The organism is Chloroflexota bacterium (assembly GCA_035652535.1).
Taxonomy (GTDB): Bacteria; Chloroflexota; UBA6077; order UBA6077; family SHYK01; genus DASRDP01.
In genome coordinates this window covers 1-25,725 of record DASRDP010000029.1, presented here as the reverse complement: position 1 = coordinate 25,725, position 25,725 = coordinate 1, and the positions used below count along the sequence as shown (strand labels likewise).

The window sequence follows — 25,725 nt, the reverse complement described above, 5'->3', positions numbered from 1 at the left end:
GGGCCAGCCGCTGAAATCCACCGTCGGCACGTCCGCCGCCAGGGGCGGGTGCCCGTTCCGCAGGATGATGCCGCGCCGAAATCCTCGCGCCTCCAGGTCGCGCATGTGCGGCTCGTCGATGACGAGGAAGTGCATGCCCGCCGCCGCGCCTCGGCCAACCCAGCCGTGGATCGCCTCATCGAAGATGGCCTCGATCTCGCCCCGCTCGAATGCCCCAATGCGGGTTGGCCCACCCCCCAACTCCTGGTCGTACGAAACGTGACCTCCCCAGCGGCCGATGTCGTCCAGGGAGAACCCATAACAGGCGAGCACCTGGTCGACCAGCAATCGAACCGCCGGGTCGTGCGATCCCCGGACCGATAGCCGGAGCGGATAGCGTCGCTCGCGGATGTCCTCGAAGGATCGGAGGCCGGTCCGCTCCGCGACGCCGAAGGCGAGGCAGTCGGCCGATGGGATGACCGCGACCGCCCGCACGAGCTGCGCCGTCGAAAACGGTCCCACCCCTCGATAGGCCATCGTGAGGAGCGACGACGGGTTGAGCATGGCGATGTCCAGATCCCCCCGGGCAACCTCCTCCACCGTCGAGGGTTTCGCGCCGCCGAAGAGGGAAAATGCGAAGGATTCTTCGGCGCCCTGGTCGCGCAGGGTCATGCGCACCTGGCGGTACGGCCAGTCGGCGAACTCCATCATCTCCGCCACGACTTCCAGCACCAGCTTCGGTCGGATCGCGGCGGGACTGTATCGGCGGAGTGGCTCCATGCTCATTCCTCTCATGCTGGGATTTATGGGCGCCGCTGGCTCTCGGCCAGGCGTCGTCCCGCCAGCCCAAGCTGGTCGATGATCGGCAGGTCCAGCCCGAGCGCGTGCGCCAGCTCGCGCGCCAGCGGGATGTCCTTGGCCATCACGTTCTGCCCGACGCGCGGCGTCGGGTCCTTGCCCGATGGATCGAAGGTGCTCTCCCATCGGTCCAGAATCGATCCGCTGCTGCCGCGCGTGTCGCGGAGCATCTCGAGCGCCCGCACGTAGGGGATGCCACCGGCCTCGCCAAGCCGGAGAGCCTCGTGGAGCACGAGGGTCTGGGCCCCGACGATGAGGTTGGCCATGAGCTTCCCGACGTTCGCCGTCCCGAGCGGACCGACGTACCGCGCCTCCTTGGCCATCGTGAGCAAGTGGGGATGTGCCCGCGCGAACTGTTCTTCAGGCCCTCCGACCAGAAAGATCAGCTCGCCGCGGCGCACGGCGGCAGGCACGCTCAACATGCACGCGTCCATCACGTGTACGCCCTGCTGACTCGCCGCCTCGGCCACCCGTCTCGTTGTGCCCGGCAGGATGGTGCTGTGAAGCAGGATTAGCGCTCCAGTTTGGGCGCCGGCAAGGATCCCGTTGGCGCCGAGAGTGCAGTCCAGTACCTCGTCGTCCGTGCGCACGACGACGTCGATCATGGTGGCGGATCTGGCCAGCTCCGCGGCCGATCCCGCCGGCTCCGCGCCGGCCGCGCGGGCCTGGGCAAGGGCCTCGGGATCGACGTCGTATGCGAGGGGCTCGATCTGCGCGAGGCGCTGACGCTCGAGGAGCGCGCTACCCATCGCGCCGACGCCCACGATGCCAATCGTTTCCATCACGAGCCTCCGATGGGATCTCCGCGGACGCGTGTTCAGGACGAGAGGGCGGGACGGCTTCGCGTGTAGACGCGGACGCCCTGGGGAACCGGGAGCAGCCCCCCGGCGTGCCGATAGAACTCGAAGTTGGTGTCGATCACTTCGTCGGGGTCGCGGGTCACGCCCACTGGGTCGTGACCGTCCCGCACGCGGTCCATTTCCCGAAGGAGCATGCGTTCGAACAGCGCGACGCCGCGATCACTCGTGGCCAGGTGCCACTCCGTCCGATCCGAGACTGTTCCCTGCGTCTCGATGGCCATGAGGTCCTGGTAGCGAAGGCGGTTCATGCGGTAATCCACGTGTGGATAGTGGCCGGCTGCGCTCTTTCCGTCGTCCGGGGGCATGACGTAATAGTCCGCCGGCTCCAGGTCGTCCCCGTTGCGCTCGCCGCCCCGCTCTGCGCTCACGAAGACGACGAACTTGCGGGTGTGCTCGTCGTCGACGGGCACTTTGATGGATAGCTCGGTGATCCGCCGCAGCATGTTCGGAAACACCAGCGGGTCGTCCTCCACGAAGCCGTCCTTCGTCACCATCGTTCGCTGAATGCCGCACGGCACTTCGCGATACTCGAGGGAGACCAGCTCGTCGGTGATGCCGCGCGTGGTGCTGCGCACCGTACCCGTCCGTCCGGTGGTGTCCTGGTGGAGGATGCCGATGTGCGCGCCATCCATATTGTTCTCGACGACCTGTACCCAGTTCGCGTCGAGGGGCATCTCCATAATGTGCTCGACCGGATAGGCGCCGATGTCGAGCTTCCTGATCGGCGGCGGCGGTGTTGGGCCCAGGTATGCCCAGTACAGTCCCAGATAAGTACGGACCGGGTAGGCTCGCTGTTTGACGGTAAGGTGGAACATGGAGCCGGCCGGCTCCGCCGGGCATTCCAGGCAGCTCCCCGCCGTGTCGTACAGCCATCCGTGGTAGGCGCAGGCGATGCCGCGCTCCTCGACGCGCCCGTACAGCAGTGAGGCGCCCCTGTGGGCGCAGTGGTCCGCGATCAAGCCCGTGCGTCCGCTCCGATCGCGGAACAGCACCAGATCTTCACCGAGCAGCCGAACAAAGGCAGTCGGCTGCTCGGCGGTGAGCTGGTGGAGGCCGGCGACCGGATGCCAGTAACGGCGAAGTAGCTCGCCCCCCGGCGTGCCCGGCCCGACCTGGGTCAGCTTCCGATTTTCTTCAGCGCTCAGAAACATGGGGTATTTACCTCGAAATCACTCCAACAGGCAGTGCGCCCCGAGCTCAACATCGTCGGGTTTTCCACGGTGGTCCGTGGCTGGCCTAGATCGCCTTGTTTCGATCGGGCACCCAATCCTCGCGCAGAAGCTCGTCCGGGTCGCCAAATCGCTCCGCTACCTGGCGGACCGTCGGATCGTCCAGCGCCAGGAGGTGCCCATCCTCGATGACGGGCTTGCCGTCCACGTACAGGTTGGGGAACATCATGTCGAAGTGGCGGATGAGCTTACTGTTCTCGTTCTCCAGAGCGGCCCCCACGCTGGCATGGAGGAACCCCGAGCGCCGGTGTCCGAGGCACCAGCTATGGACGCGCGCGGAGCCGCGCGTGGATTCGAAGTTGGGGGAACGGCGGAATTTCGGGTTCGTGCACGCCGCGAAGGTGCTGATCCAGTTGGCGCCCGGTCCGGGCAGGCCTTCGTAGGTCTTGTCTTTGTAGGTTTCGAAGGTCTCGCGAAGCCGGTCGGCAAAGTGGCCCGATCCCTGGACCTCGGTCACCCGCCGTCCCTCGACCGTGAGGCGCGTCGGGTCGACCGGTCCCCCGAAGGTCAGGCTGTTGATGACGATCTGGCCCTCGAATCGCAGGGATTTGGGGAAGGGAATGAACAGGTGCCCCGGGACGTATGGGAGGGCGGAGTTGGGGCCTTCCTCGTCCCCGCGCCCTTCAATCGACGCCCAGTCCTCCGGCGTGAGATCCCAGGTCAGGTGCGTACCGTTGTCCTCGGTTATCTCGACGCGGCGCCCGTTCGCGATCTGCCGGTAGAGCGTCTCGTCGATGGCGTCCCAAACCTCGAGCGGATAGGTGAGGGATGGCGCGAGCACCATATCGGGTGGCAGCTCCCACTGGATCGCCCGCCCGTTCAGCCGCCACTTCGCCGCGTAGGTGTTTCGCCGCCCCCATGGAAGGTTCGGGGTGTGCGGGAACTTGAAGAAGGCGAGACACAGCAGCACGTCCGCTGACTTGGCCGCCTCCCAGGTCCAATCGGGGAACCATCGGCTGGTATTGGGTCCATCCACCAGGTCCGTGGGGTCCGCCAGGAGCGGGTAACCTTCGAGGTTGATCACGTCGACATGGCCGCCCGCGTCCCGGATCGCCTCCTGAAACGCCTCGGGGAGGATCGGGCTGATGGTGCTGTCGGTGATCATGAGGACGCGTTCGCCCGGCTTCAGGCCGAGCGACTCGTACATACCTCGCTTCGGTACGCGCGTCACGACTGTTCTAAGGACTGGCAGCAGGTCCTCGGGCGAGGTCGGCTGGGGCACAACGGGCATGCGTGGGGTCATCGCTGCTGGCATTCGCGATCTCCTTCCCTTGTTCGGCGTCGAAAGTATTCGGAGTGTGTCATGCCGAGTCTACTCCGAAAACTCCAATTCCACCACCGATCACACGCCCGCGGTCGCGGACGTACTCCGGAAGGATTCCGGCTGCTCCTGGATCAGCTCGTCGATAAAGCCGGACAGCTCCAGCTCGCGGAGGTAGTGAAGGTCCCACAGGGCGCTCGGCTGAATCTCCTTCGCCTCCTCGTATTGCAGGCAGCACAGCTCGTGCGCTGCGGAAATCGCCTCCTGCGTGGGATAGGGTTTCATCGGATAGCGGGCAACTCCGCGAGCGCGGCCACCGTGCTCTGTATAGGGCTTCCCCATCTTCGTGTCGAGCAGCTTCTGCGCCTCCTCAGGGTGCATGCGTGCGAAATGGATGGCGAGCACCATTACGCGAACGAGCCGGTCGGCCAGCATCTCCTTCTGATGCAGGATGTCGAAGGTAGAGGTGATCGTCGTGCCGTTGATCATGGGGAGGGTGGGAAGCTGGAGCGGATGCAATCCGGTGTCGCGGAGGGTCTCCGGATCCGCGTACGCGGCGAAGCCGATGTCGGCCTTCCCCGATGCGACGGCCTCCACGATGTTCTTCCGCAAATTCGGATCGTCGAACTCGCCGCACTCGACCCACTGCACTTGGTCGGGGGAGAGGCCCGCGCGGAACGTCTCGAGGATGTGGTTGCCGCGAGGATGCTGCACGCTACCGTAGCGATCGCGGTAATTTGAGTCGGCGATGCGGACCTCCTTGCCCGCTAGCTCCTCCAGCGATTCAAGGGGGCGCCGGCTCATGATGGAGTCGCGGACGGCATTGCCGGGCGACGCGATCTGGACGATCGGCCGGTTGCGCGCAACCCACATATACGGGCTGATGTGATTGCCTGCGATGAAGTCGATGCCCCCCTTGAACAGCTTGGCCTCGGCGACCGTTGAGCTATCGGCATATTCCATGCTGGCGATTGAGAGGTTCACCTCCGCCATGATGCCTGCTTTCTCGGCCAGCTCCCACAACGCGTTGTGCTGCGCTCGAAACAGGATGTTCAGCGCGTACGGTTTCAGATCTTTCATGCGTCGCCTTTCAAGAAGTATTGGTGCCGGGCGTCGGCGTCCCGGCGTCCCAGAGGAACGTGAATGCCGCTTTCCGCGGCTGATTTGGTGACCGGAGGTGCTCCCAGCGTAACACAATCACCGCCCGGTCCCCTGTTGCTCTCGGCGCCGTGGCGCGGGCCAACTCATGACGGCTGCTCGTCGGGAGCGAGGGCCAGCTTGCCGTCGCGCACGGAGACCATTCGGCCGGTCAGCTCCATGGGGGCCTCGGCGGCCGCCACCACCCGCATCCCCAGATCCATGTTGATCTTGGCCGCCGAAGCGCGGACTTCGTCCGGTGTCTCGCCGCCGGGACCGCCTGGACCGAACGAGACGACGCAGACGTTCTTGTCCAGCTCTTCTATTGCCACTTCGTGGGTGAAGGCGCGAATCGCCAGCTTCGAGACGTGGTAAACGGCGGCGCCGGGATCCCCGCGCTCCACCGGCCGGCCGATGCTGCCCTGCCCGAAGTTGATGATGTGTCCGCCACCCTGCGCCTCCATGTAGGGAAGGACGTACTTCGTTGTGAGGAAGGTGCCCATGAGATTCGTACGCATGACGTTGTCGAAGAACTCAGGGTCCATATCCGCAATGCGGGGCCAGCGGGGCTCGCCGTAACGAAAGTGCGTCACGATTCCCGCATCGTTGACGAGAACATCGATCCGCCCGAACTGATCGTGGACCTGCTCGACCATGGCCCGAACGTCGTTCGGACGCCGCAGATCGGTGGGGACCGCGACGACCTCGCCCTCGTAGGCCCGGCAGTCCGCCAGAGTCTGGTCGAGCGGAGCGACGTCGACGAGGGCCAACGCGGCCCCCTGAGATGCGAATGCCACCGCGATGGACCGGCCGTGGCCGCGCGCGGCGCCCGTCACGATCACGGTCTTCCCTTTGACTGCCACTCGTGAACCTCCAGGTCGCGAATCAAGAATCTGCCTGGATCCATCGCTCCGCCAGGGGTGACGTCACGTTTCGGCCGTACCTCTCGCCCATCGTCCACTCGTGGATGTCCCAGTACGCCGTCGTGAGAGGAGCGACGGGCTTCGGACCGTGCAGGCGCGCGGAGTGGGCGACAACGCTGACGTTGAAGTAGAAGGGCAGCGACGGGAGCTCCTTCGACAGAATCCGCGCCATCTCCACCACCGTACGGTCTCGCTCGGCCGGCTCCAGGCTCTTCCAGTATTGGTCGTAGTAGGCGTCGAACTCGGCGTTGGCCCAGCCGATCCGGTTTTGGCCCTGCCAGCGGGTGTCGGCCGAGGCGATGAGCGAGCTGGCGAACTTGTCCATGCACCGGTCCAGGAGCAGCGTGCAGTAGGTGTCGCGAAGGGCGGGGAACTGGTTCAGGACAACGTTGCGATCCTGTGTGTACCGGGCCTGGGGAATGAGGTTGAGCCGTACGTCCACTCCGGCCCGCCGGTAGAAGTCCGCGACGGCGGTCGTTTCTTGCGCCTCCTGTCCCTGCGCGATGCCCCAGAGCGCCGGAGCAAAGCGGGCTCCAGCCGGTCCAACGAACATTCCCTCTTGGTCCTTTGAGAAGCCTGCCTCGGCCATGAGCTGTTCCGTCGCGCGAGGGTCATACGGGTATTTTTGAATCGCCGCGTCCAGGTCCTTGAAGAAGCTCGTCTTGGGCGGCACAAGGCTGTCGGCAACGATCGCCTCGTCTCCCAGCATCGCGGTCGCCAGCGCTCGTCGGTCGATGGCCTGGTACAGGGCGCGACGAACACGAACGTCGAGCAGAGTCGGCGGGTCAACGAACTCCGGTCGCGCCTGAACCATCTGGTAGCGAACCTGCGTCGGGTTCAGAATCACACGCCCGCCGGCTGGTCCCCAGCGATCTTCGATGGTGGCGACCTGCTCGAACTCGATGGCGGTATCGGCCGCCATCTGGTACTGATCGGAGAGGAGCCCGGCGAGCGCGACGTTGGGGTCCGCGCTCCAGGTTATCCGCACCCGCGTGATCTTCGGCGTCCCGAGCGCGTAGCGATCGAACGCCGTCCCGTCGATGAAGGCACCCGGCTCCCAGCGATCGAGGCGATAGGGCCCCGCGCCCACGTACGCAGTCGTCCAATACGGGAGACTGGCGAACGCCTGCAGGTCGCCGGCAGCGAGCGGCTCCGCCAGGATGTGCTCGGGAAATGGCTCGAGCGCGGGCGTCTCGGCTCCGATGTAGAGGCTGCTCCAGCGGATCACGAGGGTGCGCGGGTCGGGCGTCAGGACGTCCTCGATTTGCCGCGCCTCGGTCGTGGGGTTCGTCTGTCCGGATTCGTACAGGGCGGAGTTGACCCGCGTCGCAAAGGCGAAATCCCCCGCCACCAGTGGCTGCCCATCGTGCCATTCGAGTCCCGGGCGCAGCGTGTAGGTCGTCTGCATTCGCCCGTCGGAGAAGACTTGCCAAGAATCGCTGTGCAGGGCGGGGAGCTTCTCGGCCAGCACGAGGTACGGCGCCTCGTTGTCGTCGGTGCGCGCCAGGCCGGCGGTGAAGAGCGCGGCCTTGACCTCGTCCTGGCTCACACCGCCGGCGCCCGCCAGGGCGATGGTGACGGGCTCCTTCTTCACCACGACTGAGAGCGCGGTCGGGGCGCGGTCGGCCGCGGGGGATTGCAGCGCCCGGTTGGAAGATCCGGCCGGCGTTGCCGACGAGCACGCCGCGACGATGACGGCCATGGCGATCAACGCGCACGCTCCGCCCGCTCGCCTCATCTGCCGGACCTCGTCCACCCTTGATGGAATTCCGTGCCGATGAAGCCAGCGCCACATATGCCGCCCGTCACGCATCTTCCAGGTGGAAGAAGTCGATGCAGTTACCGGCGACCAAGCGATATTTCTCGTCGTCCGGAACCCCGGAGAACGTCTCGGCGATCACGTGCATGGAGTTCGGCCAGTCGGACTCGATGTGCGGGAAGTCCGTCGACCACATCACGCGGTCGATCCCAACATCGTGTCGAAGGCGGACGCCGACAGGATCGTACATGAACCCCCAGAAGCAATGCTCCTTGATGTACTCGCTCGGCCTCCGCTCAAGGATGGGCACGCCGTGGATCCGCTCCGCCCAGTAGCAGTTCTTGGCGTAGTTGTTGTCGAGCTGCTCGAGGAAGCAGGGGATCCAGCCGATCTGGTTCTCGGCAAAATACAGCTTCAGGGTCGGAAAGCGATCGAACACACCGGCGACCACGAGCTGCACAGCGTTCACGCCGCCGGCCCGCGCGTACCGGGTGGTGCGCTCCACCAGGTCGGTGTTGGGATTGTGGTCGGCGTCCGGCTCCTGCGGATATTTGAAGTCCGGCCGGGCGCGCACGCCGCCGACGGCCACGTGAATGGAGACGGGCATGCCTAAGTCCAGAGCCGCTGCCCAGAACGCGTCGTCCTCGGGCGTCGGGAAGCTCTGGCCGGCCGGGAACGTGCCGAGGTCAACCCCCTTGAGCCCCATCTCACGGCAATGACGAAGCTCGTCGATGGCCGCCTCAACGCCCAGGCTTGGGATGACCCCGAGCCCGATGAGGCGCTCGGGCGCGACCGCGCAATACTCCTGCGCGAGCCACTCGTTGTAGGCGCGATGGAGAGCCCGGGATACGTCCTCCTCCTTCGCACTTCCGATCAGCACTCGGCTGCCAGGGCCCGGGTATAGGACCTCCGCGTCGATTCCGTCCCGCTCCTGCTCCTGCAGGCGCTGTTGGGGTGAGCCCGTGCCCGGGAATTCGTCCCAATGGAGGCCGACGGGGTAATAGTCTTCGGGCCGCGTTCCGGCGAAAAGATTCATGCCAGCCCTCTGGGTCCGTCCACCCCGAACTTCGAAGGCGTCCCCGCCGTTCGCAAGGCGGATCCGGCGGGGCGCGTAATCCCGATATCGCTCCGGGACCCAGTGCGCCCATCGGTCGGGCGGCACCTCCAAGTGCGAATCAGCGGAAATGTATCGATAACGCACAGCCATGGTCTGTCCTCCGTCAGTCGCCCACGCGTCGCGGGGCAGGGTAACGCTGATTCTCAGATTCGGTCGGCGCCCTCACTGCACGTCCCAGAGGTGCGCCTCGTTGACCACGCTCCCGCTCTCCACGCCCCGAACCCGATTGCTGATGAGGGTCGGCCCCACATCATAGAAGAGATACAGGTTGATAACCTGTTCGGAGGCGATGCGCAGAATCTTGCGGAGCAGCTCGATGCGTGCTGGCCTGGGAATCGTGACGTCCAGCTCGTCGAGCAAGGCGTCCATCTCCGGGCTCTCGTAGCGCGGCTTGTTGCCACCAGTCCAGCGGTTCCAGGACCCGGGAATGGTGCGACTATGGTAGTACTGGAGCGCGCTCACGCCTGCCGCGTGACGGCTCAGCTCAAATCCCGGCCGCGTGGCGCGATACTCGCCGTCCTGGTACTGCTGGGGCGGGACGACGACCGTCTCGACCTTGACGCCGACCTGCTGCCAGGCGTCGCGAACGGGAAATAGTGCCTTTTGCGCCACCTCGAGGCCGCCCGTGCGAAGCTCGACGCTGAGCACGACGCCGCTCGCGTCGCGCACGAAGCCGTCGGTCGCCTTCGCATAGCCAAGCTCCTCGATCGCGCGGGCCGCCGCCCGCGGATCATACGGATAGCGCACGACCGCTGACTCCGTGTCGGCGTATTCGGGGGCCGTTGGCGGCAGCTTCCCATACGCGATGGGCGCGAGGCCGGCCTGGATCGTATCGACGAGGAGTTGCCGGTCGATGGCTTGCCAGAGCGCCCTGCGGAACCGAGCATCCCCGATCACGGCGGGGCGCGGGTTCTGAAGTTGCGGCCAGATCGCCACCACGTTGTCGATCGGTCGGGTTTTCAGGGTCCCCTCGTTCCACTGGTCCTTGATACTCACCGCCAGCTCCAGGGGGACCGACGCGCCGAGGGTGAGCTGAACTTCCCCGGCCAGGATGTTCGCCGCGAGCGTGTTGGGATCGGGGATGAAGCGGACTTCGATCTCGTCCAGCCTCGGCCGCCCAAGGGCGAATTGCTCGTTGGCTTCCATCGTGACGTGGCTATCGCGGACGAACTCCCGCACGCGGAACGGCCCTGTGCCCACGAACGCGTCGCCGAACGCGGGGTGAGAAGGCAGCGCGCCCGGATCCTGCTCCAGCGCCTGCTGGAGCAGGTGCTTGGGATAAGGATTCGCGAACATGAGGTCCGCATCCACCCACGGCCGTTTCCACCGAACGACGGCGGTTTGCCGATCCAGTACGTCGATGCCGTCAACGGCATCCCACGCCGGGTCGATGACGAGGGGCAGGTCCGGCGTCTGCTCCACCTCGCTCGTGAAGACCAGATCGTCGGCGGTGAACGGCGCGCCGTCGTGCCAGGTGACACCGGGCCGGATCTTCCAGACGGTCTCCATTCGGCCGTCGGGAAAGACGTGCCAGCGTTCGTTCTCGACCGATGGCACGGCCTCGGCGAGGATCGGCTGGAGCGCGCCGTGCGCGTCGGCATCGCTGAGCGGTGAGTTCAGCAGTTTGCCAACCTCGGCCAATCCTTGGACGCGCCGATGGCCCGTCGCGAAATCGCGGTTGAGCATCGGGGGGTTGCCCGTGATGGCCGCGGTCAAACGTGCCGGGGTCCCTGGCGTCGAGCGCTGCGTACTCGGGCCCTGGGATGCCCGGCCGCGATCCTGCCCGGTCGGCGCGGCACACGCGGCAACCGTCACCACGGTTGCAAGCGCCAGAGATCCCACCTGCCTTGCGTGAATCGAGATGAAGAACCGCAGCATCTTCCCCTCGCCCGATCGCTTGGGCCGCCGCTCGACCGCGATTGTTCGAAGTACGGCCTATACGGTCACGGCCGACCGCTGCCAGAGCGACGGATCGAAGATACCCCAGTACGGCTTGCCCACATCGGTCCTGGTGATGCCGTGGGCGACATCCATCCGACAGCGCACGCCCGTTCGCGCCAATTCCTCCTCGAAGAGCTCGTGGATGCGCGGGTCCTCTTCGTCGAAGGCGATCTGGTCTCCGCCGGCCTTGATGCTCGTGTAGGCGTAGTAGCCGCTGTTCTTGGGCTTCTCGCTGCCCTGGCCGATGGCGAGAAAGAGGCACGCCTCCGACCCCGTGTTGAAGTGCTGGTGCCACCACATCTCGCCCGGGACCAGCATGACGCCGGGCCGCCAGTCGACCCGCTGGATGGGGCGCCCCTCTTTCCACAAGAGGGTGTACCCGGTGCCTCGAAGTAGCAGGACGTGGATACCGGGACCGTGGCGGTGGGCCTGCTTGTAGCAGCCTGAGGGCCAGGAATCGGCGTGGCCGACAGCAAAGGAGCCGTTGACCATTCGGTACGCGATGCTGCGAGCCCCGGGTCCGCGCCCCTCGCTCCCGCCCGACGACTCCGCCCACTCGGCGCTCGCCAGCACGTCGGCCACGAAGTTCGTCGCCCAACCTCGCGAATTGTGCGGACGCACCGTCTCTTTGAAATAGTCGTCCTCGCCGTCGAAGCGCTTGGCGAAGACGTAGGGGTTGTTGAAGACGAAGTCGAGGTCCTTGTGGGTGTTGATCACCCGCGGCGCCGCCGTCATCGCGACATAACGGGCAGGCTCGTCACCGGAGAGGTTGTGGTGCTGGTACCACGCGTTGGTGGGGATGGCGAAGTAGCTGTTCGCGTGCCACTCGAAAGTCCGTTTGTGATCCTCATCGATCCAGACGGTCGTTGCCCCCTGACCCTTGAGGACGTAGACGACCTCGTCGTAGATGTGCTTGATGGGATTGAGCGACCGGCCCGGCGGGATCTCGCAAACGTAGGTGTCGTTGAACCCCTCGGTCCCGTCGAGGTTGATGAAGGTGCCCAAGCCGCCCCGCGACGTCCACGGGACGAGCTCGACGTTATTGAGGTCGACCGACATTGCACGGATCGTCGGCAACCCCTCGGCTTGCTTCCACAGCTCGTAGGGGGAGGGTTGATCGAAGATTCGACCGTTGTGCGCTTCCGTCATGGGACGTCCTACTCCACCACTCCTTAGTGTCTGCGTGCCGCGGTGACTCAGTCCACCTCCCACTGATGCGCGTTCGAGACCTGGCCGGCCAGCACGTTCTTCATGCGCGTCGAGCCGATGACGAAGGCGGCGCCCTGGAAGAACAGCGGGAGCATGGTGAGCTGGTCGGTCTGGAAGTGGACGATGTCGCCGAGAACAGCCATCCGGTCGCCGAAGGGGATCGTCCTGCCGTATTTGTCGATCAAACCATCCAGCTCGGCCGAGCCGTAGCGCGCGGCGTTCCCGCCCGCGTAGTTGTTGTCCGGAAGCGGGATCGCGTGGCGGGTGAAATACCCGTCGGGCGCTGCGAGCACGCCTTTGCTGAGAAGGATGAACGACGGGAAGGTCGCGCGCGTCTTGAGGTCGAAGGCGCGCGCGGCCGGCAGGACGTTGAGCTGCACGTCGAGGCCGAGCTGCTGCCACGCCGTCTGGACAGAGAGCGAGGCCGGGACGTGGAAGGAATTCTGCTCGTGGGTCATGAGGCCGACGGAGAGCGGGACCCCGTCCGCGCTCTGGTACATCCCATCTGGCCCCTTCGCATATCCGAGCGCTTCGATCATCTGCGCGGCGGCGCGAGGATCGTACGAGTACTTCACGAGGCGATTATCGATGGCGCGACCTTCCGGTTGGTCCGGCTGCACCCAGGAGTTGGCAACCGGCCCGAGGCCGTTGTTGAGCGTGTCTGTCAGCTCCTGGCGATCGATTGCCTGAAGGAGCGCCCGGCGGAATTGCACGTTCGCGACGATGGGCGGGTCCGGATCGATGAACTGCGGATAGATGGGGAGAACTCCGGCGAGGGTTCCGCCGAGCTGCACCTTCACCTCTTGCGTCTTGTCCCGGATCTGGGTCACATCGTCGACGTTGAGCCCTCGTCCGAGATGGACCTGGACCGCGCCGGCGAGAAGGCCCGCCTTCAGTGCCCCCCGATCGGTGAAGAAGCGGACCTCGATGCGGTCGATGTGGGGGCGACCGAGAATGTAGTTATCGTTCGCCGCCAGCATCACGTGGTTGCCCTCGGCCCACTCGATGATCTTGTACGGGCCGGCGCCGACGAAGGATTCCCGCCAGTAGGGGAGGCTGAAGAATCCGGCCTTGTCGTTCTGGAATGAATCGTCGAGGATGTGCTGGGGCAAGACGAAGATCGGCGGGACTCGCGCCGCGCCCGAGCTGGCCGCCGCCGAGCCAAAGAGCCCGTCCGCGTCGATATACGGCCTCGACCACGTGAGAACCATCGTCTGGGCATCGGCCACCTCGACGCTATCGATGAGCTTGAGCGCGGAGATGGCGACGGCTCCGATCTCCGGGTCGCGGTACACGTCCAGCGTGAACCGCAAGTCGTCGGAGGTTACGGCCGCGCCATCGTGCCAGGCAACTCCAGACTTGAGGCGCCAGGTGGTCTGCATCGTGCCATCGGGGAAGACCTTCCAAAGCGCGTTGTCGATTGTGGGCAGCGCGTCCATGAGCCAGGGCTGCCGGACGTTATCCGAATCCAGATAGCTGCCCCCGCCGTCTACCAGCGTGTACAGCTCGTCCAGGCCGGGAACGCTGCCGGCGCTCGGAGTCGGGTTCGTAACCTCCTGGTGCAACCCTGCGGGTTCGCTGAACATCGAGGCGACGATCTGCTGCGTCCCGGATCGCGTCGCGTGCTGGGCGTCCGTGGCCGAGGGAGCCGCGGGCCTCGCGCACGCCGAAGCCAAGAGCGCCAGCAACAGCACGGCCGATGATCGCGTCTGCATCACGCTGCCTCCGTTCGTGTGAAGTGGAGCCGGACCCATCAGCGAGGGGCGCCATCCAGATGGAAGAAGTCGACCACGTTCCCGGCCAGCATGCGCTCCCGCTCGTCCGGTGGCACTCCGACCATCATCTCATCGATGACTTCCCTGGATTCGGGCCAGTCGCCTTGGGCATGGGCGAAATCGTTTCCCCAAATCAGCTTTTCGACGCCGATCTCGTGCCGACGTTGGACGGCCACCGGATCGCGCATGAAGCCCCAGAGCGCGTGCTTGGTGATGTAGTCGCTGGGCGGCCGGGGCAGCGGTGGGATCCCGAGATTGCGCTCCATTTTGAATCGTTCTCGCGCGTAGTTGTCGTCGATCTGGAACAGCGCGAATGGGACCCAGCCCGCCTGCGTTTCGGCGTGGTAGATGCGCAGGGTCGGAAAGCGATCGAAGACACCGGCGAGGGCGAGCTGAATGGGTACGACCGCCGTGTCCCCGCAAAAACGGCAGAGAATGCTGATGGGGTCTCGACCCGCGGGGACGTCGGGCGAGGAGGGATAAATGGGCTCGCTGCGTTCGAACCGGGTCGTGCCACCGGCGGTGTGCGCCGTGATGGGCATCCCCATCGCCAGGGCCGCCGCCCAGAAGCGGTCGTCAGCCGGCGTGGGGTAGTTTTTGCCGCTCGGGAAGTGATACAGCGCCACACCCTTCAATCCCACCCGGGCGCAATGCTCCATCTCTGCGATGGCGTCATCGACCCCGGTATCTGGGATCACGCCCATGGCGATCAGACGGTCCGGCGCATAGGCGCAATACTCGGTCCCGAGCCACTCGTTGTAGGCGAAGAACATCGCCTTATACGGCTCGTCGTCGCGGATTCCGCGCCAGAATCGAATGTAGCTCGGATGGGTGTACATGATCTCGGCGTCGATTCCGTCCTGGGTCTGCTCCCGGCAACGTTGCTCGGGCGTGCCCGTCCCCGGCCCATCGTAGGTGATGGGGCCGACATCGTGGAGATCGTACCGTCGCCCGGTCCCGGTGAGCTGAGCGCCCGGCGTGTGGGGAGGTCGGTTCTCGAGAAGCAGCCCGTCGTTTCCATTCTGGAGGCGGACGGTCCGCGGCGCGCGTTCCCGCCATTTCGCGGGGACGTGGGGCACCCAGCGCTCCGGCGGAATATCCAGGTGGGAATCTCCGGAGATCACGCGATAGGTAGACATGGTGGCTTGCTCCCTTCGACGACTGGCATCGCTGCCATGGGGACTGATGGTGCGCCGCGCGATCTCACCGCGATTCCTCTCGGTAGAGGTGCGCCGCATCGAGCAACGGGCGGTCGTGGACAGAGAACAGGATCAGCGGGTCCCGGGCAGATTCATTCTTGAATCGATGCCATTGCCACGACGGGATGGAGAAGCAGTCGGCTGTGCTCCACCTGATCGCCTCCTCGCCCTCGATACGGTCTCCGGCCAAGGCGGAGCCCTGTCCCTCCACCACCAGGTACACGGCGCTGCCGGTGTGGCGATGGGCCTTCGTCTCCATGCCCGGCGGGATGAGCTGGACGCGGCACCCGAGTGTATACGTCGTTGCCCCGCCGGTCACCGGATTTCGGTAGTCCAGCACCACGCCATCCCACGGGTCGATCTCTTCGGCGTCCGCGAGGGACTGGAGGGTCGCCCGCGTCTCGGCCCAGCCGTACTTGATCGGGAAGCCGGCGCCGTCGCACTGCAGGTTCGCGTTGGTGCGATAGGAGCCGAGCCGCTGCCGGAAGTATCCGTCCGGCTTATGAGCCGGCTGGAGGTTCCCGCCGGGATACGCGTCGCGGAATTCGACGTCGAAGGCGTTGATGATGCCTGTGTCCTGGACGGTGAGCCAGATCGCAGGGTCGGCACCCCTATTCGTGGTGCCATGCCACGTCCAGCTTGGCTGCACGAGGAGATCGCCGCGGCCCATGGGCTGCTCTTCGCTCTCGGCGATGGTCGACGTCTGCGAGCCTTGAATCATGAAATACACAGACGTGCGGGTATGCCGATGCGACTGGGTAAACTCACCGGGCCCGAGGTGTTGCATTGTCGCGTTCAGCATCCCGACCATTCCCGGCGCGCTGGCGCTCGTGGGATTGATCAACGCGATGGTGCGCATGCGCATCACGTCGTCAATCGGAACGACGTCACCGGCCTCGAGAAGGCAAGCCTTGACGTCCTCCCACCGCCACACCCAGGGACGGACGCGTTCTGCCTCGCGCGCTCGTCCGGATCGCTCCCATGCGCCGCGCAGACTGGCGCCGTGCGCGCGTTCATTCAGCGCGGCGATTCGCTCGTCCCGAGTCGGTGCTGGCGGTTGTGTCGATTCCATGATGCCACCTCGCGCGAGCAATTTTTTCCGTCGATCATTGCCAGGACCGGTCCCCGAAGTTGGCCCCGGACTACGATGCGAGGCGCTGACGCGGACCGCGCCTCGCCTCCCCGCTCGGCACGGTCCGTGGAGGCCGGCGCACGCCGATCGCCACGGGGACCGTCGGCAGCAACGGGGTCCAAGCAGTCCGCATGCGCTCACCCAGCGGGGGCCGATTCGGCGATTATATGGATCTCCGCGGCGTTGTCCAGCGTGTCGTGATCTCCACCGTGCAGCGCGGTTCCACAGCGTGAGATACCCGCGTGCCTCGACAGGCGAGCGGCTACTCAATCCCGCGCCGCGGGTTACGCTTGCTCCTCTCGGTAAAAGCCGAAGGCTTTCGCGACGGGCGCGTCGCTGATGGAGAACAGGATCGCGGGCTCGCTGGAGGAGGTGTTCCGATGGGCATGCCAGCGCCACGAGGGAATGCGGAACGCGTCGTGGTCTTCCCAGACCAGCTCTTTCGGATCGTCCAGGTCCAGCGTGCTGACGCCCTGACCCCGCACCACGTGATAGCGCACCACGCCGGTGTGACGATGGGGTTGGGTGGCCTCGCCGGGCCGAAGCATCTGAATGCGGGCGCTCATGGTGGGGAGGGTGTGCCCGCCCGTGACCGGGTTTGCGTATTCGAGCAGGATACCGTCGCACGGGTCCACGTCCTCTTCGGCTGCCATCAGCTCCATAGCCGCGAGCGCATCGCGGAACTTGTAGGTCATCGGCGGCGAATCCTGGGGAGACGCGAGCTGGGCGCCGGTCAACCGCGCGGGTCGGATGTTGCCGTACAGCTTGGAGTGGAAGCCTTCCGGATGGGTAATTGGCTGCTGGCCCCCACCCGGCCAGTTGTTTCGGAACTCGACGTCGAGCGCTTGGATGAGCACGTTGTCGAGCATATCCATCCAGATAACCGGCTCAGACCCCGGGTTTGAATGATCGTGCCAACCGAAGCTCGGCTGCACCAGGAGATCGCCCGGCTCCATGAACATCTGCTCGCCATTCGTTGTCGTGTAGGCGCTGCCATCGCCGACGACGATGAAGCGCATCGCCGACGCGGTGTGCCGGTGGGCGGGCGCATGCTCGCCGGGCATCACGATCTGGTAGCCGCCGAGGTTTCTCCGAAAGGCGTCCCCGCCAAGCCGGACGACTTCGCCGGCCTCGAGCAGCAGGGGGTAAATGATGGACCACTTCAGCACCGACGGCTCCGGTTGGCGGTGCCCGTGCGTCAGTAACCAGTAGGGCACGATGCCGTGCGCTTCGAGCTTCGCATTGAAGGCGTTGAGCCGTGCCTCGGCGTCCCCTGCCTCCGTCATAGCAGTTTCCCTCCGGTCGCGGTGCGCGATTCACCATTCTCTGTATGGGCCGAGCATGGACATTTTTCAGTTCAAAGTCAAGTTTCGACGGACCAGACGGGCACTGGATATCGCCCGCCCGGATTTCCTATTCTGTTGCGCGTCTTGTCGCGCGCCATCGACGTCGCGCAACCGAGGGGTGGATGAAATCAACCGACGGTGCCGAGGCGCCCACGGATGCGCGCCTCGCGGGACCACTCAGCGAGATCCGGGTGCTCGACTTTGCCCACGTCTTCGCTGGTCCCTTCTGCACGCGGAACCTGGCGGACCTGGGCGCCTCCGTCCTGCACGTGGAGACGCGCACCCGGGGTCAGGGGGAGGACGCCCACCGGGCCGCGTACGCCCACCGCAACAAGCGATCCATCACTCTCGATCTAAAGAGCGAGCAGGGGAACGCCGTGGCAGCGAGGCTCGCCGCGGTGGCGGACGTCATCGTCGAGAACTTCAGCTCGGGGGTGATGCGACGGCTGAAGTTGGACTACGAGACGTTGAGCCCGGCCAATCCAAAGCTGATCTACCTCAGCATGTCCGGATATGGCCACTCCGGCCCCCGCCGCGCATGGACCAGTATGAACATGAATCTCCAGGCGTACACGGGGCTAATGATGGCGACGGGTGCCGAAGGCGACCTTCCGACGTCGATCTCGAACTCCTGGAACGACTACATCGGCGGGCTGCATGGCGCGATTGCCATTTTGCAGGCCCTTGCCGAGCGCCATGAGTCCGGCCGTGGTCGGAACATCGACCTCAGTCAGTTCGAGTGCAGCGTGGCCACGCTCGGCCCGCTCCTCATGGCGGCCGCGGCCACGGGTCGCCCGCCGCGGCGTCTCGGGAGTCGATCGGACCACTGCGCCCCGCAGGGCGTGTACCCTTGCGCGGGTCGCGACGAATGGATCGCCATCAGCGTGCAGACCGACGAGCAATGGCGGGTCCTCGCCGCCGTGATGGGGCAGCCGGGTCTGGCCGACGATCCCCGATTCGCGACGGTTCTTGGGCGCCTGCACAACCATGATCAGATTGACGCGGAGCTAACCCACTGGACGCGCGAGCGTTCGAAAGAGGACGCTGAGCGCGCGCTGCGGCAGGCTGGCGTGCCTGCCGAGCGAATGCGCCGTGCCGAAGCAGTCGCCCTGTCGCCCGACTCCGGCCGCGTATATCGGCCCGTACCCGGACACGGCGAGCGAACCGTTCTGACAGCGACCGTCCCCTTCGCGTTCAGCCGAAGCGCTATCTCACCCATCGTCCCGCCGTCCGAGCTTGGTGCCGACACACGCATGGCTCTCCGCGATTGGCTCGGTATGAGCGACGCGGAGATCGACGAGCTCGAGCGCCAGAAGGCCCTGGTGTGATCCGTCCTGGGGCGGCGGGAGTGGCGGTCGATGGCGATCGAGGGGACTGCCGTCATGGGTGCGGGGCCGCGCGGTCGCGAGCGTAGCGGGCATGCGCATCCTCGACCTCGCCCGCTTACCTGCCCTCTACGCAACGCGGCTTCTTGCCGAGCAGGGGCACGACGTCATACGGATCGAAGACCCACGCGGCGACCCAGCGCGCCGCCTGGGGCCGTTTCTCACGCTCGAGCCGAGCATCGAGACCGGCGCCTATCACCAGTTCCTGAACGCGGGTAAGCGGAGCCTTGCGCTCGACGTCACCGCCTCGGATTGCCGCCCGGCGCTCGAGCGCCTCATCGCGACCGCCGACGTCATCGTGGCGAGCCCGCCCCTGCCCCTGGATGAGGAGCGCATCCGGCATCTCAATCCCACCGTCGTTCTCACCATCGTGGGGGGCGATGACCTGCCCGAGCTGTGCGCTTATGCCCGGGCGGGTTTGCTCTCGATCACCGGCCACCCGGGCGAGACGCCCGTGCTGATGGGGGGCCACATCATCTACGCGGCTACGGGGCTCTGGGTGATGCTGGGCACTAGCGCGGCGATGCTGGTCAAACGCACGGCCGGGTTGGGTCAAACGGTCGCCGTCGACGTGCAGGAGGCGTTCGAGACATTCCTCGATCACGCGGTGGAAAACTTCACCGCGCGCGGTCGGCCGACCGAGCGCCGCGGCTACCGGGGCGGGGTGACGCCGATCTCGGGAGCCTTTCCTTGCGCAGATGGCTACTGGATGCTCAGCCTCTCGGACTCAACGGAGCGCTGGAAGCGGTTCATGGAGTGGATGAACGACCCGGTCCTCGCCAACGACGAATCGCTCTTGGACTACGATGCGCGCCTAGCCAAGCGCGACATCATCCTCGACCGAATCGGAAGCTGGGCCATGGCCTACCCGAAGGAGTACGTGGTTACCGAAGCGCAGAATCGCCACATCCCGGCCGCGCCCGTTGCCACTCCCGTCGAGCTGGTGGCGGACCCGCAGCTCGTCGATCGGGGCTTTCTCGTCGAGGTCGACCACCCCGCGTTCGGGCGCATGCGCTTCCCACGCGGTGCGCTCGCCACGCTGTGGGACCGAACGATCGCGTCGGCCCCGACTCTCGGGCAACACACCGCCGAGATTCTTGACGAGCTGGGATTCGGTGTGCAGGATCGATCCGTGCTCTTCCAGCGCGGCCTGATTGGCTGCAAGCCGTAAGATAGGCACGAACATCCGTCATTCTGGAGGAGCTTGCCGTGCTACCGAGGGATAAGACCGCGATCGTCGGGATCGGATGGACCGCGTTCAGCCGCAACTCGGGTGTTTCGACGACGAGCCTCGCAGCGCAGGCCAGCTTTCGTGCCATCGAAGACGCCGGCCTCAAGCCTCGCGACATCGACGGCGTCATGTCCTGGTTCCACAAGTACGCGGACGGAATCAGCCCGCGGGAGCTGGGCTTGGCCATGAACCTCGACTGTCCCTTCGAGCTTTTCGTCGACGCCGGCGGCCACTGGATGTGTGGCGCGGTGACCGCGGCCGCCTCCCTCGTCGCGTCGGGCGTCTGTCAGAACGTGCTCCTATACGTCGCTCGCAACAGTTACAGCGAGGGGCGCGCGCGCCGACCCGCCGAGGCGGCAGTCGGGGGCGGGCCGGACCAGTTCCGAAACCCGTTCGGGCAGCATCTTGCCGCAACGACCTTCGCCATGCCGGCCACGGCCCACATGGCCCGGTTTGGGACGACGACGCTCGACTTTGCGCACCTCGCGGTCACCCAGCGAAAACACGCATCCCTCAACAAGAAAGCGCAGATGCAAAAGCCCATCACCATCGAGGACCATCAGAACTCACGCTGGATCTCGTACCCGTATCGATTGCTGGATTGCTGCCAGCAGACCGACGGAGCGGTCGCGGTAGTGATCACGTCGGCCGAGCGCGCCCGTGATCTGCGCCATGCCCCCGTCTACATCATGGCGGGCGTGGCGGGCGAGGGTGAGACGGAGCACCTCTGGGAGACGAACGGCGTCAATATCGCGCCCAGGCTCTACCGCGCGGCTGGCGTCACCCCAAAGGACGTGGACGTGGCCGAGCTGTACGACCCCTTCACCGGCATGGTCATGCTGCACATGGAGGACTTCGGCCTCGTGCCGAAGGGCGAAGTCGGCGGGTGGGTCACCGCCGGGAAAAACGGACTCGACGGGGAGACGCCCGTCAACACCCACGGCGGGCTGCTGAACGAGGGGCACATCATCGCGCTGAACCACGTGGTTGAAGCGGTACAGCAGCTCCGGCCCGAGGGCGTGATCGACGACATGTGCGAAGGGTCGCACACCTACGATCGTTCGATGTGCCGGCAGGTTCGCGACCCGAAGATCGCGCTGCTGTGCGGCGAATCAGGCGGCAGCGGCATGCTGCTGCGGAGGGGGTAGACGGTGGCGCAGACTGCGAAACCCGTCCCAGTGCCCGACCACGACACCGCGCCCTTTTGGGAGGCGTGCCACAACCACGAGCTGCGGGCGCAACGTTGCGCGAGCTGCGGTCGGTTCCGCTGGCCACCGCAAGGGTTTTGCCCAGCGTGCTACTCGTGGGAGCACGACTGGGTGCGCCTGTCCGGCCGAGGAACCGTCCGCTCCTTCTCGGTCGTTCACCACTCCGCCGTGCCTTCCTTCAAGGACGAGCTTCCATACGTGGTGGCGGTCATCACGCTGGACGGGACAGACGGACACGTGGACCTCGTCAGCAACGTGGTGGGGTGCCCCTGGGAGGACGTTAAGGTGGGCATGCCCGTCGAGGTCGTCTTCAAGGACGTCACCAACGAGGTCGCGATCCACCAGTTCCGCCCCGTCGCGGCTCCGTAGCCGAGCTACCGTTCTGGCGCTGGCCACCGGGCGTCTCGCGCCGTGACCCGCGCCACGCGTGTTGCTCGCCCGCTGCTGGCGCGAGCGTCGCCACTCGAGCCGCTTCGCTATCGCGACTTCCGCCTGCTCTGGTTCGGGCAAGGCGGAAGCGGCATCGGGTATTGGATGGACCAGGTGGCCCGCGGGTGGCTCATGTACGAGCTGACGGACTCGGCGCTCCAGCTCGGCCTGGTGACGGCGATCCGTGCCATTCCCCTATTCCTCCTGTCGCCCGTGGCGGGTGTGTGGGCTGACCGATACCGGCGGAAACGGCTCCTCGTGGCGTCCCAAACCGTGAATGTCGCGTTCTTCGGCGCGTTGGCCATCCTTATCTTCGGGGGCTCCGTTCAGCCGTGGCACGTGTATCTGGCTGCGCTCGGCACCGCGATTGCGCAAGTGTTCGAAGGGCCGGCGCGGCAGGCAATGCTGCCGGAGACGGTTCCGGCGACACACCTCACGAACGCGATCGGCCTCAACTCGATCGTCTTCAATAGCAGCCGCACCGTGGGACCGGCTGTGGCAGGAATGCTCATATCCGCCGTGGGCAGTGGCGGCTCCTATTCGGCGCAGGCGCTCATTTATGCCCTGTGCGTGTTCTGGACGCTCCAGATTGGAGAGGCTGGAGCATCGGCCCAGCGGCACCCAGGCCGGCGCGCGTCTGTGCTTTCCAGCACGCTCGAAGGTTGGCGGTTTATCGCCGGAAACGAAACCGTCCGCGCAAGCATGATGATCACGGCCACGACAGCGCTCCTCGCCGTTCCATTTATTACGCTGCTCCCGATCTTTGCGAAAGACGTATTGGACGTGGGCGCGACCGGGCAGGGGCTGTTTCTCGCCGCGATGGGGGTTGGCGCCTTGCTCAGCGCGGTGCTGCTCGCCACGGTGGGCGACCGGCTGTTTCGCGGGCCGCTCATGCTGGGCGGCGCAGTCCTCTACGGCGTAAGCCTTCTGGGGTTCGCGGGATCGCCGTGGTTCGTCATCTCGCTGGTTCTCCTGACGGCCGCGGGTCTCGCGAATGTCGCCTGCAACGCGCTGGTGCAATCGGTGGTTCAGGCGGCCACGCCTTCAGCCCTTCGCGGGCGGGTCATGGCCGTCTTTCTGCAACGGGAGCTGCTCACGACTCTCGGCGGTCTGCTGGCGGGCGCGCTCGCCGCGCTCTTGAGCGCGCCCGCTGCGGTGGCGCTGATGGCGGGCGCGTGCCTCGCTCTCAGTGTAGGGATCGCCCTCGTGATCCCCGCCATTCGCGAAATCCATTAGTATCGGTGGTCGGGCCGCCCGGTCACGCCAACCGCCGCGAAGTCACCCCGCCCGGTACAGACGAGGTGACGTGGCGGCGCGGTCCCCATCTCAGCACAAAGAGAGGAGCGACACGGTGGCGAACCTCAATCTGGACCGATCCAGGACGGCGCTGCTCTGCCTGGACATGCACAACATCATCGTCCAGCGGGTCCCGGAAGACCGGCGGGGGACCCTGGTGGAGACAGTACGGCGCGTGCTCGACGCGGCCAGGGCGGCCGGCGTGCTCGTCATCTACGTGGCGGTGGCCCGCCGACGCGAGTTCATGTCGCCCCGCAACAGGTTCACCGGTGCCACCGGGTTCGTCACGGATCCGGCGCAGATCGCCGAGGCCATGAAGTTCGTCGAGCGCGTCGCGCCCCGCGATGACGAACCGATCGTGCGAAAGCCCCGCATCAGCGCGTTCTATGGAACAGAGCTCCAATCGATGCTCGCCTCGCGCGACATCGACACGATTGTGCTGACCGGTGTCGCGACGAATTTCGTGGTCGAGTCGACGGCGCGCTATGGCGGCGATGCGGACTACCGGGTGATCGTGCTGGAGGACTGCTGCGGCGCGTTCTCCCACGACGAGCACGACTGTGCGATCAACGCGATGAGCCATTTCGTCGAGATCGGAAGGTCGCAGGACTTCCTGGACAGCATTCGCTGACCGCGTCGCGGTCACGAATCGCCGCCGGCCCGCCGGAGCTCCTGTAGGACCGGCATCTCCTCGAGTCGGCGGTCGGATAGATATTCCCACAGCACGCCGCTCGGCTTGGGAAGCCGCGGCTCGCACCGGATCACCCGCGTTGGGGTGACGATGAGATCGACGGGCACGTCGAAGGGCTCGATGGGAACGCTGTCGACGATCTGCGCGTCGTGGACCGTCGTCGCGATGGGCACATTCGGGCCGACGCGACCCAGGGTCCGCAGCGTCGCGTACTCCAGCTCGGCGTAGCCTTCACCCTTCCCAACGCGCGCGCCGCGCGCGGTGACGGCGACTGTTCCGAAGACGATGAGGTCGATGGCGGGCAGCTCGACGAGGGGAACCAGGGAGCCCAGGGCAAACGCGCCGGCGATGCTGGAGGCGCGCGCGCGGTCCCCCGCGTCGAGGCGAGCCGGGTCGACGACGACGAACCCGCCGCGCAGCCGCGGCGTGGGCATGAGGAGGAGCTTCCGGGCGTCGAGAACGCGCTGCCGTACCGGCCGCTGGGGCGCGTCGGGATTCACTTTCACCACGCGCGCCCGTTCAAACTCCGGTTGCTCGGCCAGGCGCGCGGCGGCCGCGGACGCGCCCCGAAAGTTCGGGATACGACCGCGAATCGGAAAGGGAAACGCCGCCTGCCTCTCAGCGACGAGCCGCGCCCAGACCGATTCGCGAATAGCTTGCTTCCGCGTGCTGAGATCTTCGTTCATGCGCCCCGTATACTGGAGCTCTTGATGGTTTCCTCCCCCAGGCCGCGCCCATGGCTCGTTCGCTTGCCGTTCTACTACGGCTGGGTGATTGTCGCCGTTGGATTCATCGCCTCGGCGTTTAGCATCGGCCTCACATGGACCGCCGGGCTGTTGGCCGTGCCGATGGCGGCGGAATTGGAGTGGAGCGGCTCCGCCTTCTTTTTCGCCGTTAGCCTGCGAGGTTGGCTCGGCATCGTGTTCACCCCGATCATGGGGCCGTACCTGGACCGGCCGCGAGGGCCGCGCGTGCTCGTCCTCATCGGCGGCCTTGTGAACGCCGTCGGCGTGCTCCTCATTCCGTTCGTCGACAGCGCTTGGCAGTTCGTCGTTCTCTTCGGCGTACTGGGCGGAATCGCACAGGCTGCGCAGACGGGGATCTCCGCAGCGATCGTACCAAAGTGGTTTGTGCGCCAGCGAGGAATGGCCGTTGCCGTATCGACGATGGGCGGCGGACTCACGGCGGTATTCCTCCCGCCAGTCGTCGGCGTCATGACGGGAGCGTCGGGCTGGCGGAGTATCTGGCTCGTGATCGGGTTGCTGGCGCTTGTCTTCGGCACGCTTTCCGCGTTGCTGCTCTATCGCGAGCCAGAAGATCTCGGGCTCGCACCGGACGGTCGGACTCCCGGGTCCGAACGCGGGGTCACACCGGCCGGCAGCATTGCGGAAGAACGGAGCTTCACGCGGACCGAAGCGCTCCATACGAGCGTCTTCTGGGTGCTGCTCGTGGGGATTGCCGTCGGGTCGCTGGCGAACAATGGGATCCCCGCCATGCTGGCGCCGATCTTTGTCGACCGCGGGTTCCCCTTTGACGTGTCGGCTCATTCGCTGGCGTGGTACGGCGTCGCGTCAACGATCACCAAGTTTGCCTGGGGGTGGGCGGCAAATCGGTTCTCGGTGCGCGCCGTGCTCCTGATCCTCACGTTCTTCGGCGCGTTGGCACTTCCGTCGGTCCTCATTTTCCCGCTCGTCGGCCCGGGCCTCTACGCATTTCTCATCGGCGTCTACATTGGCGCCTATTTCTTTCTCTCACAGATG

At 65.9% G+C, this 25,725-nt stretch carries 22 protein-coding genes; 7 read left to right on the top strand and 15 right to left on the bottom strand.

The features are described from left to right. From VFC51_04140 to VFC51_04075, 14 genes are all read right to left on the bottom strand, one after another. Positions 1 to 759, bottom strand: a 759-nt coding sequence (locus VFC51_04140) for a hypothetical protein (protein HZT06196.1), incomplete at its 3' end; no start/stop codon positions are given. 23 nt (positions 760 to 782) lie between these two features. Next, on the bottom strand, positions 783 to 1,619 hold the full coding sequence (locus VFC51_04135) for an NAD(P)-dependent oxidoreductase (GenBank protein HZT06195.1): 837 nt from the start codon (positions 1,617 to 1,619) through the stop codon (positions 783 to 785). Between the two features lie 35 nt (positions 1,620 to 1,654). Beyond that, positions 1,655 to 2,848, bottom strand: a complete 1,194-nt coding sequence (locus tag VFC51_04130) for a Rieske 2Fe-2S domain-containing protein (protein ID HZT06194.1) — start codon at positions 2,846 to 2,848, stop codon at positions 1,655 to 1,657. A gap of 85 nt (positions 2,849 to 2,933) precedes the next feature. Next, positions 2,934 to 4,181: a hypothetical protein gene (locus VFC51_04125; protein ID HZT06193.1), complete on the bottom strand. Its 1,248-nt coding sequence runs from the start codon at positions 4,179 to 4,181 to the stop codon at positions 2,934 to 2,936. Between the two features lie 87 nt (positions 4,182 to 4,268). Beyond that, positions 4,269 to 5,267: an ABC transporter substrate-binding protein gene (locus VFC51_04120; protein ID HZT06192.1), complete on the bottom strand. Its 999-nt coding sequence runs from the start codon at positions 5,265 to 5,267 to the stop codon at positions 4,269 to 4,271. A gap of 164 nt (positions 5,268 to 5,431) precedes the next feature. Further along, entirely contained in the window at positions 5,432 to 6,187 is a 756-nt protein-coding gene (locus VFC51_04115) for an SDR family oxidoreductase (GenBank protein ID HZT06191.1), read from the bottom strand. A gap of 22 nt (positions 6,188 to 6,209) precedes the next feature. After that, positions 6,210 to 7,985, bottom strand: a complete 1,776-nt coding sequence (locus VFC51_04110; GenBank protein HZT06190.1) for an ABC transporter substrate-binding protein — start codon at positions 7,983 to 7,985, stop codon at positions 6,210 to 6,212. Positions 7,986 to 8,052: 67 nt separating this feature from the next. Beyond that, positions 8,053 to 9,213: an amidohydrolase family protein gene (locus VFC51_04105; protein ID HZT06189.1), complete on the bottom strand. Its 1,161-nt coding sequence runs from the start codon at positions 9,211 to 9,213 to the stop codon at positions 8,053 to 8,055. Between the two features lie 72 nt (positions 9,214 to 9,285). Then, positions 9,286 to 11,001, bottom strand: coding sequence for an ABC transporter substrate-binding protein (locus VFC51_04100; GenBank protein ID HZT06188.1), 1,716 nt, complete (start codon positions 10,999 to 11,001; stop codon positions 9,286 to 9,288). Between the two features lie 57 nt (positions 11,002 to 11,058). Continuing rightward, entirely contained in the window at positions 11,059 to 12,213 is a 1,155-nt protein-coding gene (locus VFC51_04095; protein HZT06187.1) for a cupin domain-containing protein, read from the bottom strand. Positions 12,214 to 12,260: 47 nt separating this feature from the next. After that, positions 12,261 to 13,988, bottom strand: a complete 1,728-nt coding sequence (locus VFC51_04090; protein ID HZT06186.1) for an ABC transporter substrate-binding protein — start codon at positions 13,986 to 13,988, stop codon at positions 12,261 to 12,263. Positions 13,989 to 14,026: 38 nt separating this feature from the next. After that, positions 14,027 to 15,187: an amidohydrolase family protein gene (locus VFC51_04085; protein HZT06185.1), complete on the bottom strand. Its 1,161-nt coding sequence runs from the start codon at positions 15,185 to 15,187 to the stop codon at positions 14,027 to 14,029. A 64-nt stretch (positions 15,188 to 15,251) separates the two neighbouring features. Next, positions 15,252 to 16,319, bottom strand: coding sequence for a cupin domain-containing protein (locus VFC51_04080; protein ID HZT06184.1), 1,068 nt, complete (start codon positions 16,317 to 16,319; stop codon positions 15,252 to 15,254). A gap of 344 nt (positions 16,320 to 16,663) precedes the next feature. Further along, positions 16,664 to 17,665, bottom strand: coding sequence for a cupin domain-containing protein (locus VFC51_04075; protein HZT06183.1), 1,002 nt, complete (start codon positions 17,663 to 17,665; stop codon positions 16,664 to 16,666). Positions 17,666 to 17,847: 182 nt separating this feature from the next. Between VFC51_04075 and VFC51_04070 the strand changes: the two genes are divergently transcribed. The 6 genes from VFC51_04070 (at position 17,848) to VFC51_04045 (ending at position 23,905) form a co-directional block, all read left to right on the top strand. After that, on the top strand, positions 17,848 to 19,053 hold the full coding sequence (locus tag VFC51_04070; protein HZT06182.1) for a CoA transferase: 1,206 nt from the start codon (positions 17,848 to 17,850) through the stop codon (positions 19,051 to 19,053). A 91-nt stretch (positions 19,054 to 19,144) separates the two neighbouring features. After that, positions 19,145 to 20,281, top strand: coding sequence for a CoA transferase (locus VFC51_04065; GenBank protein HZT06181.1), 1,137 nt, complete (start codon positions 19,145 to 19,147; stop codon positions 20,279 to 20,281). 38 nt (positions 20,282 to 20,319) lie between these two features. Beyond that, positions 20,320 to 21,489 (top strand): hypothetical protein, encoded by a 1,170-nt coding sequence (locus VFC51_04060; protein ID HZT06180.1) that lies wholly within the window; start codon positions 20,320 to 20,322, stop codon positions 21,487 to 21,489. A gap of 3 nt (positions 21,490 to 21,492) precedes the next feature. After that, entirely contained in the window at positions 21,493 to 21,918 is a 426-nt protein-coding gene (locus VFC51_04055; protein ID HZT06179.1) for a Zn-ribbon domain-containing OB-fold protein, read from the top strand. A gap of 42 nt (positions 21,919 to 21,960) precedes the next feature. Next, positions 21,961 to 23,214 carry an MFS transporter gene (locus VFC51_04050; protein ID HZT06178.1) on the top strand — a complete coding sequence of 418 codons (1,254 nt, stop codon included), beginning with the start codon at positions 21,961 to 21,963 and terminating at the stop codon, positions 23,212 to 23,214. Between the two features lie 115 nt (positions 23,215 to 23,329). Then, positions 23,330 to 23,905, top strand: coding sequence for an isochorismatase family cysteine hydrolase (locus tag VFC51_04045; GenBank protein ID HZT06177.1), 576 nt, complete (start codon positions 23,330 to 23,332; stop codon positions 23,903 to 23,905). Positions 23,906 to 23,916: 11 nt separating this feature from the next. On the opposite strand, the gene VFC51_04040 is transcribed toward VFC51_04045, so the two are convergent. After that, entirely contained in the window at positions 23,917 to 24,651 is a 735-nt protein-coding gene (locus VFC51_04040) for a 5-formyltetrahydrofolate cyclo-ligase (GenBank protein ID HZT06176.1), read from the bottom strand. Positions 24,652 to 24,675: 24 nt separating this feature from the next. Here VFC51_04040 and VFC51_04035 point away from each other — a divergent pair. After that, positions 24,676 to 25,725, top strand: a 1,050-nt coding sequence (locus VFC51_04035; GenBank protein HZT06175.1) for an MFS transporter, incomplete at its 3' end; no start/stop codon positions are given.

Bases quoted from the DNA above. Each gene is read 5' to 3' on its own strand.
- VFC51_04065 (HZT06181.1), top strand. From the start codon at position 19,145: ATGCGCATCCTCGACCTCGCCCGCTTACCTGCCCTCTACGCAACGCGG.
- VFC51_04130 (HZT06194.1), bottom strand. From the start codon at position 2,848: ATGTTTCTGAGCGCTGAAGAAAATCGGAAGCTGACCCAGGTCGGGCCG.
- VFC51_04040 (HZT06176.1), bottom strand. From the start codon at position 24,651: ATGAACGAAGATCTCAGCACGCGGAAGCAAGCTATTCGCGAATCGGTC.
- VFC51_04110 (HZT06190.1), bottom strand. From the start codon at position 7,985: ATGAGGCGAGCGGGCGGAGCGTGCGCGTTGATCGCCATGGCCGTCATC.
- VFC51_04080 (HZT06184.1), bottom strand. From the start codon at position 16,319: ATGGAATCGACACAACCGCCAGCACCGACTCGGGACGAGCGAATCGCC.
- VFC51_04075 (HZT06183.1), bottom strand. From the start codon at position 17,665: ATGACGGAGGCAGGGGACGCCGAGGCACGGCTCAACGCCTTCAATGCG.
- VFC51_04090 (HZT06186.1), bottom strand. From the start codon at position 13,988: ATGCAGACGCGATCATCGGCCGTGCTGTTGCTGGCGCTCTTGGCTTCG.
- VFC51_04070 (HZT06182.1), top strand. From the start codon at position 17,848: ATGAAATCAACCGACGGTGCCGAGGCGCCCACGGATGCGCGCCTCGCG.
- VFC51_04125 (HZT06193.1), bottom strand. From the start codon at position 4,181: ATGCCAGCAGCGATGACCCCACGCATGCCCGTTGTGCCCCAGCCGACC.
- VFC51_04085 (HZT06185.1), bottom strand. From the start codon at position 15,187: ATGTCTACCTATCGCGTGATCTCCGGAGATTCCCACCTGGATATTCCG.
- VFC51_04105 (HZT06189.1), bottom strand. From the start codon at position 9,213: ATGGCTGTGCGTTATCGATACATTTCCGCTGATTCGCACTTGGAGGTG.
- VFC51_04120 (HZT06192.1), bottom strand. From the start codon at position 5,267: ATGAAAGATCTGAAACCGTACGCGCTGAACATCCTGTTTCGAGCGCAG.
- VFC51_04095 (HZT06187.1), bottom strand. From the start codon at position 12,213: ATGACGGAAGCGCACAACGGTCGAATCTTCGATCAACCCTCCCCCTAC.
- VFC51_04135 (HZT06195.1), bottom strand. From the start codon at position 1,619: ATGGAAACGATTGGCATCGTGGGCGTCGGCGCGATGGGTAGCGCGCTC.
- VFC51_04100 (HZT06188.1), bottom strand. From the start codon at position 11,001: ATGCTGCGGTTCTTCATCTCGATTCACGCAAGGCAGGTGGGATCTCTG.